Origin of the sequence: Actinotignum sanguinis (assembly GCF_003957255.1) — a bacterium.
In the GTDB taxonomy this organism is placed as follows: Bacteria; Actinomycetota; Actinomycetes; order Actinomycetales; family Actinomycetaceae; genus Actinotignum; species Actinotignum sanguinis.
This window is the reverse complement of the sequence record NZ_QDIE01000013.1, coordinates 1-14,448: the sequence shown is the minus strand read 5'-3', so window position 1 is coordinate 14,448 and position 14,448 is coordinate 1. Positions and strand designations below refer to the sequence as shown.

Genomic DNA, 14,448 nt, shown 5'->3' with positions numbered 1-14,448 from the left:
TTAAATTCACCGAACCCCCGGCCTGTCACTTGGCCGAGGGTCCGGGAAAACCACGCGCGCACACGCGCACACGCGCTCGCCACACGCACACGCGCTCGCCACACGCACACGCGCTCGCCACACGCGCACGCACGCGCAAAGCAAGCGCTTAGAAATGCCAGGCGCGCTCCGGCTCGGTGGACTCGAAAAGCAGCTCGCCGCGCCGGTACGAAGCCACCACCGGCGCGTGGAACGCCAGGGCCTCACGCCAGGACTGCGCCCCCAGCACAATGAAATTGGCCGGGTTGCCCACGTTGATCCCGTAATCAGGCAGGTGGAGCGTGCGCGCTCCGTTATGGGTGATGAAGCGGTAGGACTGATCGATCTGGGACGCCCCCATCATCTGGGTCACGTACAGGCCGATGAGGGTGACATCGCGCAGCGACCCCGTGCCCAGGGGATTCCACGGATCGACGATATCGTCTTGCCCGAAGGACACGTTGATGCCCGCCTCCGTCAGCTCCTTGACCCGCGTCACGCCGCGGCGCTTCGGGTACGTATCCGTCCGGCCTTGCAGATGGGTATTCACCATCGGATTGGAGACGAAATTGATTCCGCTCATCTTGAGCAGCCGCAGCAGCCGAATGAAATAGGCATTGTTATACGAATGCATGGCCGTGGTGTGCGAGGCCGTGACTTTCTCCCCGATACCCGCCTCGTAGGCCCGAGTTGCTAAGGTTTCCAGGCCGCGCGAAGCGCCGTCGTCGATCTCATCACAATGCACGTCCATGAGGAGGTTGAATTCCTGCGCGAGTCCCACCGCGTAATTCAGCGAGCTCACCGAGTATTCGCGGGTGAATTCGTAATGCGGGATGGCGCCGATGGCGTCCACACCCAGCTCGGCGGCGGTGCGCAGTAGCTCGCGCCCGTGCGGATAGGATTCAATGCCCTCCTGCGGGAACGCCACCAGCTGCAAGGTCACGTGGTCGCGCAATTCCTCGCGCAATTCGAGTAGCGCGTGCAGCGCGGTGAGCTTGGGGTCATTGATATCCACGTGGGAGCGGATGTATTGGATCCCGAAACGCACCTGCTGGCGGATCGCCCGCATGGCCCGCTCCTTGACGTCCTCCACCGTGAGCTTTGCCTTGCGCTGCGACCAGATCTCGATGCCCTCGAAGAGGGTGCCCGATTCGTTGGGATGCGGATCTCCCTCGGTCATCGTGGTGTCCAGGTGGACGTGAGATTCCACGATGGGGGGCAGGGCCAGGCGCCCGCCGAAGTCGCGGACTTGCACGGCTGGCGCGTGACCCGGCTGCGCCGTCGTACCGGACACGGGGGCGGGGGCCGAAGCTGCGGATGTGATCGCGGTGATGATGCCGTCGGTCACGGTGATATCGGACAGGTGGTCAGCGTTTTCGATGCGCAGATTCCGGAAAATCTGGGTGCTCACGGATGCTCCTTTCGGTTGCGCGGGTGCAGTGCGGTGCGCGGGCGGTTACTTCATTGTGGCGACGACGCCGCGGCCAGCGAAATACACGGCCAGCGCGGCAACGATAGCGTTGAGCGAGGCAATCCCCACCGGGATGGTCCAGCCCACCAGGGCCCCGGCAGCCACCGCGATAACCGCAGGCCAGGCCACCGCGCGGGTCGCTGAAGTGTTCGAGGTATCCGCGGCGCAGATCCGACCGGTTTCCACCGCCTCCACAATGGCGTGGTAGGCGCGGCGGTTAGCGAAGTAGTCGGCCACCAGCACGGTGCCGATCGGGGGCAGGGTGGCGTTGAGGAAACTCAGCCAGCCCACGAAGTTGTCGTAGAGCCACAGCGCGCACAGGGTGCCGAGGATGCCGGCGATAATAACCAGCGGCTTCTTGGGGCGCTTCGTCATATTCGCGAAGCCCAGGCCGGTGGTGTAGAGGGCGTTGTTATTCGTGGTCCAAATATTGGCGCCCAGCACGATAAGGGCCGGGATAGCCAGCCCCTGAGCGATCATCACGTAGAAGATGTCGTCCTTGCCGGTGAAGGCACCGCCCACCGCGCCGAAGGAGAACATGAGGGTGTTGCCGAGGAGGAAGGCGATAACGGTGGTGATAACCGCGGATTTCGCGGAGCCGGCGAAGCGGGTGAAGTTCGGGGTGGCCGAGCCGCCCGAGATGAAGGATCCGACCACCAGGCCAACTCCCACCATCACCGGCATGCCGCTGGTGTTGGCGAAGATGCGTGTGAGGCCGCCGCCGTCCACCGTGGCGGTCACCATCGAGTAGGTGCCCAGCCCGGCGATGAGCGGCACGGAGATGAAGGAGACGATCTCGATGGCCTTGATGCCGTAGTAGGCGGAGGCGGTCATAAGGCCGCCGGCGATCAGCACGATCGGCCAGGGACTAATATTGAGGATTTCCGCGGTGGGGATGGCGAACATGGCCACCCCCACGCCGAACCAGCCCATCTGGGTGAAGGCGATGAGGAAGGAGGGAAGGAAGGAGCCGAAGCGGCCGAAGGAATGGCGGGCGAGTTCGTCCACGCCCATCCCGGTTTTCGCGCCCACGTAGGCCAGCGCCCCGGTGAAGGTGGCGAGGATGGCACCGCCGATGGAGACGGCGGCCACGAAGCCGCCCAGGTCTAGGCCGATGCCGAGCTTCGCTCCGACCGACATGGACGCGGAGAAGAAAGTGAAGCCGAGCATAACAAAGCCGACGGCCCAAAAGGAACGTCGGCTTGAAGTGGGAACAACTCCGAATGAGAAATCCTCGTCCGGCCGGTTGTTAACTCCTGCGGAATCAGGAACACCGGAAACGCCGGAACTGGCGGGAACGGTGAGATTCCCATCGATAGGGTGATCAATCGGGTAAGTGGCGGTCGTGGTTGTCGTTTCCGTCACGGACATAAGTGCGTGTGCCTCCGAATTTTCCTGAGCCTTCCTGATTTTGGCTCAAATTGCCAATAGCATATTCCTCTCCCGCGCCGGAGGGAAATTTTTTCGGCGTGAAACGGCTCTCAGTAGCGTGGCTGGCATTTAAAGGTACGACGACGGCGGGGGTGGTACATCGCGGTGCGATGTACCACCCCCGTGGGTAAGGCGCAGGGCTCGTTAGCGCTCAGCGCGGAGCCGGCGCCACGCCAGGATTCCGAGGCCCGCTAGCAGTGCTGTGCCCGCCAGGGCTACCCCGGAACGGGCGTCGCTGCCGGTGCGCACAATCCGCGGCGGATTGGCCGGCGGAGTTACCGGAGGTGTGTTCGGCGGAGTCGTAGCCGGAGGTGTGCTGGCCGGCGGAGTCACCGGAGGTGTACTCGGTGGCGTCGTTGGGGGAGCCGGCGGCGTTGTTGGCGGAGCGGGTGGCTCCGTGGTGGGCGGCGCCGGGGGAGTGGTCGGCGGCGTCGGAGGCTCCGTAGTCGGAGGTGGAGGTGTATGGGTATTAGTAATCACGTACCCGCTGGCCGCATCACCGCTGATTACGGTGGTGTAGCCGGGAACCGGCACCTCGCGCACCGAGTACACCGCCTTGCGGCCCTCGCGATAGACCGGGAGATCAGTGAAGGTCCCGGTCCAACCATTCGCGGCGCTCAGCTCAATGCTCTGGCCCACCGGCTGGCCGACATCAAGGAGTTCGACCGTGACCTTATCGGGGCGCAGGCCGGCAGGCGCGGCGTCGTCGTTCCATTTCTTAGCCACCGAAACTTCGGTGGACATCGTGTTGGTGAGCGCCACCGTGTACAGCTTCGCGCCGTCATCCGCCGTGGTGGCGGTGGTGCGCAGCGTGTACGGGGAATTTTCGGCGCCGTGTTCGCGGAATTCGATGGGGAGCTGCTTGCCGGTCGCCGCGTCGATAAGCGTGGCCGGATTCGGGAAGTTGGGGATATCGGCCGTCCACTGCTGCGCGGCGGTGAGCGTGACCTCCTGGAGTTTATGCCCGCCTACCAGCACGTCTAGTGTGATGGACTCGGGGCGGGTGGCGGCGTCGTCGCCCTCCCATGCCTTCGTGACACGCAGCTTCCAGATGTCATCCTCACCGAAAATCAGCTCGCCGTTATTGGTGATGCCGCCGCCGCTAATACCTACATTGGTGGCATTGTTATTTTCGATAATGACGCTTGCCAATACTCCCGCCAGGGACTTCGCTTCCGCGCTAGGAACCGACTTGAAGGCTTTATTATCAGTAATCGGTTGGCCGAAGGGGATCGCGGTATTCTGCCCGCCTTCCTGGTAGCGCGGCAGCTGCTTCTCCGCTGGCCAATTAGCGTGAATGCCGTAGGCGGAGCCGTCCTGGAACCAGGCGCGCGGCGAGCCACCCAGCATCCGCTCGGTCACGGTAACAGGCTGGCCAGCCACGGGCGTTGGGTTATCGAATTCGTGCTTGGCAACACTGAAGAAGTCATCGCCAGCGCCCTTGTACTGCTTGTCCTTGCCCGCATCGGGTGCGGAATTATCGAAAATAGCCACGCCCCGGGTGATATGCATGGTGGTGGTGCCGGTGGGGCAGTTCCACAACCCGCCGCCCTGAGCGCCGGGCGGGCGGTTTCCGGCTCCAACCAAGCGCATATCCTTGATGTGGTTATTGCGAATAACGGTGTTGTGCATCGTGAGGTGTGCCTTGGTGTCATTGTAAATGGCACCGCCGCCCCAGAATCCCGTGGCGGTATTGCCGCGCATAATTGCCGCGTTGATGACGGCACGGGTAGTGCCTCCGAAGGAGATACCTCCACCGGATTTCAGCGCGGTGTTCTCGGTAACGGTTAGTCCGGAGATCGAGGCGGTGGCGTTCAGGATATTGAGGCCGCCACCGAAACCGTTAGCGGTGTTACCGGAGACGGTGCCGCCAGTGAACGTTGCCTTGCCACCGTCGATAAGAATACCGCCGCCAAAGCCCTTGTATTCGCCATTGGAGTTTCCGTTGATTTCCCCACCGTTCATAGTGAAGGTGGATTGCATGAGGGCGAGCGCTCCACCGTATTCAGTGGTATTACCGCTGAGCGTGCCGCCACTCAGTTCCACCGTGGAGCCTTTGGTGAAGACCGCCCCGCCAAAGCCGTTGGAACTTGGGTTGCTGACTGTGTTCTTGCTCAGAGTGCCCCCGCTGATCGTGAGTTTCGCGGGCTGCTTCGCGCTGCCCCACACCCCAATGGCGCCACCGCGAAGCAAGCCGGAATTCTGGCTGATTGTGCCGCCGCTGATGGTGACAGACCCGCCGTAAGCGGTAATCGGTGCATACTTTTCCGCGGCAACGCCGTTCGGCCCGAGCGTACCACCCTGGGGCGCGCTGGAATTCCGCGAGAAATCAGCGGTGCCGCTGAAATTCAGTTCCCCGCCCTTCACGAAGACCACCGGGCCGGTGAGGGCCGTATCGTGAATCGACCCTGCGTTCACCTCAAGCGTGCCCTCTACCACGAATTGGGTGCGGGTGAATGAAGGGCCGGCCAGTGTGAGGGTGCCGCCTTTCTCCACCTGCACGGCCGGTAGATCCGCCCCGGTCACCTCGCCGCTCCCGGTGAGGGTGAGGTGGGTGCCGACCGGAACTCGTAGCACGGGTGCATCCGCGGCAACTGTCAACTTATTGGAAACGGTGGCACTTACCGCACCCGCTTGGGAACCTGTGGTGACCAGCTCCGCCCACGTGGATGGAGTGGCCGATCCAGGTTCCCCAAGTGCGGCAGGAAGCGGTGCAATCACCGCTAATAAGCCGATAATAAGGGCGCTCAGGGCGCCGGAGAATTTTCTGACCACAGCTGCCTCCTTCGGAGTGGTCATAAAAAACGCCGCCAGTCGCGTTCTAAATAAAAACTATACATATCTCAGAATACTCTTCCGCTTGGTGCGGTGCGGGTGCGGTGCGGGTGATGTGGTGTGTTTCGCGGCAGGTCCCACAAGGGGCTGCGAAAATGCCCCGTTGTGCTTGCCGGTGCGCTCGGCACCGCGTTCGCCATCGCGCTCATAGGTCAGATCGTCCTATTGACGCACGCTCAGATCGCGCTACAGTTAATCCCCGAAAGTTTAAGTTAGGGTGCCCTAATCTCAGGGCGCGTTGTTCTTCACTACTTCGTTCAGGAGTGACTCACCGTGAAAACCAAAGACTTTATTAATATTGGCGTTTTTACCGCCATCTATTTCGTTGTTCTTTTCGGCTTTGGGATGCTGGGCGTGATCAACCCGGCGATGATGTTCGTGGGCTACGCGCTCGGGATTATCGCCAACGGCGTCGTCGTTTTCCTCTTCAAAGCACGCGCCCCGAAATTCGGCACCCTGGGGCTGATGGCGCTGCTCGTAGGCGCGCTCATGGTGCTCACCGGCCATCCCTGGGTAACCGTGCTGCTCACCTTCGGCCTGGGGATGCTGGGCGATTACCTCTTCACGCGTGGTAAGCGGTACCTCAAGATCCTCGGCTACGCACTGATGTCGCTGTGGTACGTCGCCCCGTGGTTCCCGGTGCTCACCGACGCGGAAGGCTACTACCAGTACATCGCCGGCTCCATGGGCACCGAATACGCGGACGGCCTACGCTGGTTCCTTTCCCCAGGGATGATTGCCACGTGGGGCGTGGCTGTGTTCGTGCTCGGAATTATCGGCGGTTTCTTCGGCGATTCGGTGCTGCGCCGCCATTTCCGCACGTCCGGCGTCGCGCGCTAACGCTGCGAGGTTCCGGTGGATTCCACAGTTTTTAACGACGACGCCGCGGGCCCGCGCGCTCGCGGCCCGCTCGCTTCCGCTACCGGCGTTTCCGCACTGCCCGGCACCGGGGTGCCCGCGGTTCTCGATGCCGGCGCGATTCTGAGTCTGGATCGGCGCCGGCGCTGGCGGCCAGACCCGCGCACTGTTCTCCTCCTCGTACTGGTAGGCAATGCGCTGGTCATGACGCGCGGCAGTTTCTTGCTCGCCGTCATCGTGGTGATGGTTGCCGCGCTCGCGCTTATCAGCAATGGCCGGGTGAAACTGGCCCTGGGCGTCCTCGTGGTGGAATCTTTCTGGATCTTCCTTATTTTCCTCCCGAGTTTGATCGGGCCGTCCGCCCCGGGCGCATTTTTCGTGGCCCTGGGCTTCTGGATGTTCAAGCTGTGCGCGGCGGCGGCCCTGGCCGGCTATGCTCTCACGGTTCTGGTGCCCGGCGAGCTAGTGGCCGCGCTGCGCGCTCTCCATATCCCGGTGGCGGTCACCGCTCCGGTCACGGTGCTGCTGCGTTTCCTACCTATCGTGGTTTCCGAATACCGAGCGGTGCGCGAGGCGATGGCACTGCGCGGCCTGGCTATGGGCTGGAGTGCCCTGTTCCACCCGCTGCGCTACCTGGAATTTATCCTGGTCCCGCTCCTTTCCTCCTGCGCCCGCATTGCCGACGATATGACCGCCGCGGGAACTCTGCGCGGCCTCGGATCGCGCACGCGCCCCACCTCGCTGCATCGCCTGCGGTTCTCCTGGGTGGATGCGCTGTGGCTGGCGGTGATCGCGGCTCTCATCGTGGCGCGCTACTACCTCGTCAATATCAGCTTCACCCCGGGAGGAGTGCGATGAGCGTGCCTGAAAAACCGGCCCCCGAAACCGCGGCCGCCGCCACCTACCTGCGCGGTGTTACTTTCACCTACCAGAGCGATCCCGAACTTCCCGCCGCTGACTGCGGGGTGTGCGATATTGACCTCGACTTTCCGGAAGGCTCCTGCACCCTTATTACCGGGCCATCGGGTTCGGGGAAATCCACGATTCTCAAACTCCTCAACGGCCTTATCCCGGAGCTTTACCCCGGCGAGTTGCACGGCACGGTGCGCCTGGCCGGGCATGACACCACCGCCACCCCGATTCAGGAACTCGGGCGCGCGGCCGGCACCGTTTTCCAAAACCCGCGCGCGCAATTCTTCACCGCGAAAGTGTTGGAAGAGCTTGCCTTCGCCGGTGAAAATGCCGGTGACGCCCCGAATCTTATCGCGGAACGCATCGCCCAGGCTGCCACCACCTGGAATATCGAGCGTTTTCTCCCGCGGCGTCTCGCCGCGCTGTCCGGCGGTGAATTGCAATTGGTGGCGAGTGCTGCCGCGCTGGTAGGCCCGCATCGTATCCTCCTTTTCGACGAACCAACCTCCAATCTCAGCCCCGAGATGGTCGGCCAGTTCGCCCGGGTCGTCCGCGCACTCAAGAGCCGCGGGTGGACCACAATCATCGCTGAACATCGCCTGTATCCGCTGCGCGGCGTGGCTGATCGCGTCGTCGTCATGCACGGCGGGCGCATCACCGGGCGTTACCCGGCCGCGGATTTCTTCGCGATGGAAGAAACGGAACGGATTGGCTTGGGCCTGCGGACCTTGCGGGTCCCCGAATGCGCGGCGCGCGTGCCCGCCACCGGGAAGAAGGGCGACGACGCCGGCGCGGCTGCCGGCGCGCCTAGCACCCCGGGCGTGGTAGCCGAGGCGGTGCGCTTTGCTTACGGCCCCCACGAGGTGCTTAATCTGGAGCGGGTGGAGATTCCGGCTGGGCAGGTCACTGCGCTAACGGGGCCTAACGGGGCCGGGAAAACTACCCTGGCGCGGGTGCTCATCGGCCTGGCCCATCCGGAATCGGGCGCGCGAATTTCTTTCGGCGGGAAAGTATGCCGGGGGCGTGAGCGGCTCCGCCATTCCAGTTTGGTGATGCAGGATGTGACCCGCCAGCTTTTCGCGGAAACCGTGCGCGGGGAAGTGGCGCTGGGGAATTCTGGGGTGAGTGAAGAACGCATCGAGCAGGTCTTGGCCGACCTCGGATTAGGCGAGGTGGTGGATCGGCATCCGGCGACGTTATCGGGCGGCCAGAAGCAGCGCCTCGTCGTCGCCAATGCTACGGTCGCCCATGCCGACTTTTATGTCTTTGACGAACCGACATCCGGGGTGGATTATCGGCACCTCCGCTCCATCTCCACTCACATCCGCGCGCTTGCAGCGCGCGGAGCCACGGTGCTGGTGATCAGCCACGATCCGGAGTTCATTAACGAAGTGGCCGATAACGAGCTGCATCTTGAACCGCGCGATCCGGAAAGTGGAACGCAGCGCGCGGAGCTATTCGGCCTGCTAAAGTGACGGGTATGGATACGGGTTGTGCAAAGCTTGCGGCGCTGGGCGCCGGCTGGCGTCGATGGCGCGCCTAATTTTTCTTCCCCGCACGTTAGCGCACCGTGCCTGACGTGACCCCAGAATTCACGACCACCCGCAGTGTTATCACAAAGGATAATTATGCAGTTTTACCCTGCCCTCGCTGAACTGAGCGCTCTCGGATCCGAGTACCGCGCGGCGCCCGTCGCCACCGAAATTCTTTCCGATTCCCTCACGCCCGTCACCGCCCTGAAGATCCTCAAAAACGTTTCCGATCACGTCTATATGCTCGAATCGGCAGGCCAGGATCAAACATGGGGGCGCTACACGTTCCTCGGCTATGACCCGAAACTCGAAATTACCTGCGTGGATGGGCAGGTGCGGATTAATGATCAACCAGCTGTGTATGATTCCCCGTCGGATGCGATCCGTGAGGTTCTCGCCCGCTACCGCAGCCCGAAAATCCCGGGGATGCCGCCTTTCGCCGGTGGACTCGTGGGATATTTTTCTTATGACTACGTGAAATATGCCGAACCGACCCTGCGGCTCGATGCCCCTAACGACGAGGGTTTTAATGATGTCGATCTCATGCTTTTCGACACCGTTATTGCGTTCGATAACTTCCGCCAAAAAATCATATTAATCAAAGTGGTGGGGCTCGATAACCTCGAGGAAGACTACCCGCGCGCTACTGAAGAATTACGTGACTTGGCCCAGCTGCTTCTGCACGGTGAGCCGGTGGCCGATACGTCCGGGCAGCTGACCGGGCCGATCACTCCCGTGCTTAACGAGGCGGAGTTTGTGGCGATGGTGGAACGCGCCAAGCACTATATTCACGAGGGTGATATTTTCCAGATCGTGCTCTCCAATTGTTTGCGCGCGGAATTCACCGGTTCCCTTATTGATACCTACCGGGTGCTGCGCACTATTAATCCTTCTCCGTATATGTTCTATTTCAGCGGGCACAATATTGAGGTGGCGGGGGCCTCCCCGGAAACCCTGGTGAAATTGGAGGACGGCACCCTCTTCACCTTCCCGCTGGCCGGTACCCGCCCGCGCGGGGCCACCCCCGCGGAGGATGCCCGCTTGGAAGAGGAATTGCTGGCGGATCCGAAAGAATTAGCCGAACACAATATGCTCGTGGATTTGGGGCGTAACGATATCGGGCGCCTGGCACAATTTGGCACTGTCAATGTGGATCGCTTCCATGACGTGGTGCGTTTCTCTCACGTGATGCATATTGGTTCCACGGTGAGCGGGAAAATCCGCCCGGAGTTCGATGCCCTCGACGCCGTCGCCTCAATTCTCCCGGCCGGCACCCTGAGCGGGGCACCGAAGATTCGCGCCTGCCAGCTCATTAACGACCTCGAAGGAAATAAACGCGGTATTTATGGCGGGGCCATCGGCTACCTCGATTTTTCCGGGAACCTCGATACCTGCATCGGTATCCGCATCGCCTACAAAATCGGGAACACGGTTTACGCGCGTAGCGGCGCGGGCATCGTCCAGGATTCCGTAGCTGCCACCGAATACCAAGAAACACTCAATAAGGCCGCGGCCGTTTTGGAAGCTTTGCACGACGCCGCCCAGCTGGAGGAATGCTAATGATCCTCATCATTGATAACTACGATTCATTCACCTACAACCTGGTGCAGCTGGTCGGAACTTTCCGCCCGGATGTCAAGGTGGTTCGCAACGACGCCCTGAGTGTGGCGGAGATTGACGCGCTGGCTCCGGACGGAATTATTATTTCCCCCGGCCCGGGTTTCCCCCGCGACGCCGGGGTATCCATGCCGCTGGTGGAACAGCTGGCCGGAAAATACCCCATCCTCGGGGTGTGCCTGGGGCACCAGGCTATATGTGAAGCCTTCGGAGCTACCGTGACCTACGCCGCGGAAGTGGTGCACGGCATCGCCCGGCCGGCGCGCATGGATACGTCCAGCACGCTTTTTGCGGGGTGCGAGGAGAAAGAAATGGTGGCCCGCTACCATTCCCTTGCCGTCAAGGACGATACCCTCGGTAATGACCTGGCCGTAACCGCGCGCTGTGTGGGGGACGGGGAAGTCATGGCGGTGGAGCACCGCCGCTTCCCGGTATTCGGGGTGCAATTCCATCCCGAATCGATCCTCACCCCCTGCGGGCGCACAATCATGGCGAATTTCCTCGCGCGGTGTCGGTAGCTGCGGCGTCGTACCCCGCCCGTTACTCGGAGCGTGCCACTCGATCTGCTAGGTAATTAGCTTGGTTTGTAAGAATCATCGTGCCGAGGAACATCCGAAAGAGGATTCGGGAAAGAAAGCCGCGCTGCCCGAAACTCTCTGTCAGGGTGACGAAGCAGCCTTCACCGGTAGCACTTGATGCTGCTTCCGGATCATTTTCTGCGAGCAGAGCGAAGCGGCGGGACTGTTGCTTGGGAGGTTTCTGCGTTCCGGAATATTCCCAGACGGTAGGCTGTCCTTCCGCGCCCGCGTAGCGGAGCACCCAGTCAGATCCATCGTGGGACACATCAGCAAAATTGGATGCGGCGAATTCCAGGGAAGCGGCGTATTCGCGTACTTTGCGGGCGCTGGTTGGCAGGTAGATCCGCAGCCGTTGTGTGCCGCTCACGCGGTGGGGCTGGGCTAGAGGTTCGGCTGCATCAAGCGCGGCAATGAGTTGCTCAAGGTTAATTCCAGCGCGTTCCACAATCTCGCGGCACGATGCTTCATCGCGAAGCAAGCGGACGGCCACCCCACAGTGATAATCATTGCCCGGGAATTTTCCACTGAGGAATTTCTGTAGGTCCGCGGGTGGGGCGAGCTCTGCGGCGTCGTCGAAAATCTCAGTTCGGGTGCGTTCACGTAACTGCACGGGCGGTAACCCAAATTCTTCGAGGCGCTGCGCGTGGAGCTGACTAGCGTGTTCACGCGCGGCGCGCAGGGTGAGGCCGGCACGGGCGCAGACGCGGCTGGCGCTGCCACCACTGGCGAGCAAGGCGAGGAAAGCATCAACGAGGGTGATTTCCTCACGCCAGGCACGGCGCGCTTCGAAAGCGGAGTTTTGGATGAGCTGCAGGGCAGCGGCGGCGGGGAGTTTCATGACGGGTTCCTTAGGTCGCGCGGCAGCCCCGCCGCGTATTTGCGACGGGCTGATTGTTTGGTTACCCCGAGGCAACGGCCAATATCGCTCCAGGACATGCCCGCGCGCACCGCTTCCTCGACGTAGTATTTCGTGATGCGATCAGCCTCCACCCGCATGGCGTGGGCCGCGCGCAGCTTTTCCGCTATCACGGCAGGATCGGCTGGGGAAACTGCTGCGGAATCACCCGCCTGCGGCCGTACGCTTTGCTGAGACTCAACCACCGCGGCGTCAGTATATGCTGACGCTAATGTGTGGGGCAAGGGACACTACGCCCGCGGTGCACAGGCCCCGGGCCGAGTGGAGCGGCAGGCGCGGAGTGCTGAAGCGCAGACGCCCAGGGAGCCGACTATCCAGGCTGCGGCGCCGATGAGGTTAAGTGTTTCGGGGCCGCTCGCGAGCCACAACGAAACGACGCCCGCGCAGAGCGCTACCGCGCATAGTGCGTAGGCGATACTGGCTCGGGTCCTGCCGGCGAGGGCGAAGGTGGAGCCGGTGCCCGCGGCGGCCAGCAGGAGTGTGGCCGCAACAAAAACCGCGGGCGTGGCGGTTCCGGGTGTGAAGTGCCAGGTGTCCGTCAGGTTGAGAGCTAGGGTGCCGAGGCATAGCGTGAGTAAAACGAAAGAACTTGCGAGCGATCCGTAGCGGGCTGCGGTGTGCATGGTAGCGAAAACTCCTCGTGAGATATTTTACTGATGCGGGTGCGGATGTGGCTGTGAATACAACGCTCCCCGGGAAAGGCTGAAATTTCAGCCGATCCCGGGGAGCGTTAGTTTTCGTTTCTACGTAATCACACGATCACGTTCGTGAAACTTTTTAGCGACGACGACGCCCAGCGACCAGGGCCCCACCGGCAGCCACCGCAGCGGCCGCGGCCAAGAGCCCAAGTGTCGCATCAGCACCGGTGTGCTGCAGCTTCTTGACCTTCTTGATCTTGGTGGGCTTGGAGGCATCCGGCTTGTTACCCTTATCGCCCTTATCAGCATTTCCGTTGTTGCCGTTATCGGCCGGGACGAGAAGCTTGACAGTCTTCTCGGCTGGGATTTGGGTTTCGGAGCCGTCGGGGAAGGTGACGGTTACGGTTCCGTCCTTACCGACAGTCACTTGGGTGTTGTCGGGGAGGTCGGGGTTGGCTTTCTTGACCTTGTCCTTGACCTGCTCCTGTTCCTCGGGCGTGAGGTTGTTGGGATCGACGACGCCGGTGATTTCGGGGTCGTTGATCTTGGTCTTCTCGTTGTCCTTGAGCTTGCGGACGGTCTTGTCGGCTGGGATTTGGGTTTCGGAGCCGTCGGGGAAGGTGACGGTTACGGTTCCGTCCTTACCGACAGTTACTTGGGTGTTGTCGGGGAGGTCGGGGTTGGCTTTCTTGACCTTGTCCTTGACCTGGTCCTGTTCCTCGGGCGTGAGGTTGTTCGGCTCGACGACGCCGGTTACCTCAGGATCCTTGAGAGTGATCTTCTCGTTGTTCTTGAGCTTGCGGACGGTCTTGTCGGGAGTGATCGTGGTCGTGGACTTGTCCGGGAAGGTCACGGTCACGGTTCCGTTTTCGGAAACGGTGATCGTGGTGCCCGTCGGAAGATCCGGGTTCTTCTTTTCGACGGCCTTCTTAACCTGTTCACGTTCGGGATCGGTGAGCTTGTTGACATCAACAACGCCGGTTACCTCGGGGTCGTTGATCTTGGTCTTCTCGTTGTCCTTGAGCTTGCGGACGGTCTTGTCGGCCGGGATTTGGGTTTCGGAGCCGTCGGGGAAGGTGACGGTTACGGTTCCGTCCTTGCCGACAGTCACTTCGGTGTTCTCCGGCAGATCCGGGTTGGCCTTCTTGACCTTATCCTTGACCTGGTCGCGTTCCGGATCGGTGAGCTTGTTCGGATCCACAACACCGGTTACCTCGGGGTCGTTGATCTTGGTCTTCTCGTTGTCCTTGAGCTTGCGGACGGTCTTGTCGGGAGTGATCGTGGTCGTGGACTTGTCCGGGAAGGTCACGGTCACGGTTCCGTTTTCGGAAACGGTGATCGTGGTGCCCGTCGGAAGATCCGGGTTCTTCTTTTCGACGGCCTTCTTAACCTGTTCACGTTCGGGATCGGTGAGCTTGTTGACATCAACAACGCCGGTTACCTCGGGGTCGTTGATCTTGGTCTTCTCGTTGTCCTTGAGCTTGCGGACGGTCTTGTCGGCCGGGATTTGGGTTTCGGAGCCGTCGGGGAAGGTGACGGTTACGGTTCCGTCCTTGCCGACAGTCACTTCGGTGTTCTCCGGCAGATCCGGGTTGGCCTTCTTGACCTTATCCTTGACCTGGTCGCGTTCCGGATCGGTGAG

12 protein-coding genes are annotated in these 14,448 nt (G+C 61.7%); 5 read left to right on the top strand and 7 right to left on the bottom strand.

Annotated features, from left to right (window positions below):
* Window positions 1-148 precede the first annotated feature (148 nt).
* From codA to DDD64_RS04560, 3 genes are all read right to left on the bottom strand, one after another.
* Complete coding sequence (codA, locus tag DDD64_RS04570; RefSeq protein ID WP_126135234.1) at window positions 149-1,429, bottom strand: cytosine deaminase; 1,281 nt, start codon at window positions 1,427-1,429, stop codon at window positions 149-151.
* A gap of 45 nt (window positions 1,430-1,474) precedes the next feature.
* Window positions 1,475-2,860: a cytosine permease gene (codB, locus tag DDD64_RS04565; RefSeq protein WP_126135233.1), complete on the bottom strand. Its 1,386-nt coding sequence runs from the start codon at window positions 2,858-2,860 to the stop codon at window positions 1,475-1,477.
* Between the two features lie 204 nt (window positions 2,861-3,064).
* Window positions 3,065-5,695, bottom strand: coding sequence for a Cna B-type domain-containing protein (locus DDD64_RS04560; RefSeq protein ID WP_164545913.1), 2,631 nt, complete (start codon window positions 5,693-5,695; stop codon window positions 3,065-3,067).
* A 333-nt stretch (window positions 5,696-6,028) separates the two neighbouring features.
* Here DDD64_RS04560 and DDD64_RS04555 point away from each other — a divergent pair, with 333 nt between their 5' ends.
* The 5 genes from DDD64_RS04555 (at window position 6,029) to DDD64_RS04535 (ending at window position 11,192) form a co-directional block, all read left to right on the top strand.
* Window positions 6,029-6,595, top strand: a complete 567-nt coding sequence (locus DDD64_RS04555; RefSeq protein WP_126135231.1) for an MptD family putative ECF transporter S component — start codon at window positions 6,029-6,031, stop codon at window positions 6,593-6,595.
* A 15-nt stretch (window positions 6,596-6,610) separates the two neighbouring features.
* Entirely contained in the window at window positions 6,611-7,471 is an 861-nt protein-coding gene (locus DDD64_RS04550) for an energy-coupling factor transporter transmembrane component T family protein (RefSeq protein ID WP_126135230.1), read from the top strand.
* Window positions 7,468-9,000, top strand: coding sequence for an ABC transporter ATP-binding protein (locus DDD64_RS04545; RefSeq protein WP_126135229.1), 1,533 nt, complete (start codon window positions 7,468-7,470; stop codon window positions 8,998-9,000). Before DDD64_RS04550 ends, DDD64_RS04545 begins: the two co-directional genes overlap by 4 nt.
* Before the next feature lie 153 nt (window positions 9,001-9,153).
* The gene (locus tag DDD64_RS04540) at window positions 9,154-10,617 is read left to right on the top strand and encodes an anthranilate synthase component I family protein (RefSeq protein WP_126135228.1); all 1,464 of its coding nucleotides are present in this window, start codon (window positions 9,154-9,156) and stop codon (window positions 10,615-10,617) included.
* Entirely contained in the window at window positions 10,617-11,192 is a 576-nt protein-coding gene (locus DDD64_RS04535; RefSeq protein WP_126135227.1) for an anthranilate synthase component II, read from the top strand. Before DDD64_RS04540 ends, DDD64_RS04535 begins: the two co-directional genes overlap by 1 nt.
* 22 nt (window positions 11,193-11,214) lie before the next feature.
* On the opposite strand, the gene DDD64_RS04530 is transcribed toward DDD64_RS04535, so the two are convergent.
* The 4 genes from DDD64_RS04530 to DDD64_RS08750 all read right to left on the bottom strand — a co-directional run.
* Complete coding sequence (locus DDD64_RS04530) at window positions 11,215-12,090, bottom strand: hypothetical protein (RefSeq protein ID WP_126135226.1); 876 nt, start codon at window positions 12,088-12,090, stop codon at window positions 11,215-11,217.
* Window positions 12,087-12,353 carry a hypothetical protein gene (locus DDD64_RS04525; protein WP_206435384.1) on the bottom strand — a complete coding sequence of 89 codons (267 nt, stop codon included), beginning with the start codon at window positions 12,351-12,353 and terminating at the stop codon, window positions 12,087-12,089. The genes DDD64_RS04530 and DDD64_RS04525 overlap by 4 nt, the downstream gene beginning before the upstream one ends.
* Before the next feature lie 45 nt (window positions 12,354-12,398).
* Window positions 12,399-12,791 carry a hypothetical protein gene (locus tag DDD64_RS04520; RefSeq protein ID WP_126135225.1) on the bottom strand — a complete coding sequence of 131 codons (393 nt, stop codon included), beginning with the start codon at window positions 12,789-12,791 and terminating at the stop codon, window positions 12,399-12,401.
* A gap of 154 nt (window positions 12,792-12,945) precedes the next feature.
* On the bottom strand, window positions 12,946-14,448 hold a 1,503-nt coding region (locus DDD64_RS08750; RefSeq protein ID WP_206435383.1), incomplete at its 5' end, for a MiiA motif-containing surface protein.

Coding starts and splice junctions, on each gene's coding strand:
- codB (WP_126135233.1), bottom strand. CDS start 2,860: ATGTCCGTGACGGAAACGACAACCACGACCGCCACTTACCCGATTGAT.
- DDD64_RS04545 (WP_126135229.1), top strand. CDS start 7,468: ATGAGCGTGCCTGAAAAACCGGCCCCCGAAACCGCGGCCGCCGCCACC.
- DDD64_RS04540 (WP_126135228.1), top strand. CDS start 9,154: ATGCAGTTTTACCCTGCCCTCGCTGAACTGAGCGCTCTCGGATCCGAG.
- DDD64_RS04535 (WP_126135227.1), top strand. CDS start 10,617: ATGATCCTCATCATTGATAACTACGATTCATTCACCTACAACCTGGTG.
- DDD64_RS04530 (WP_126135226.1), bottom strand. CDS start 12,090: ATGAAACTCCCCGCCGCCGCTGCCCTGCAGCTCATCCAAAACTCCGCT.
- DDD64_RS04520 (WP_126135225.1), bottom strand. CDS start 12,791: ATGCACACCGCAGCCCGCTACGGATCGCTCGCAAGTTCTTTCGTTTTA.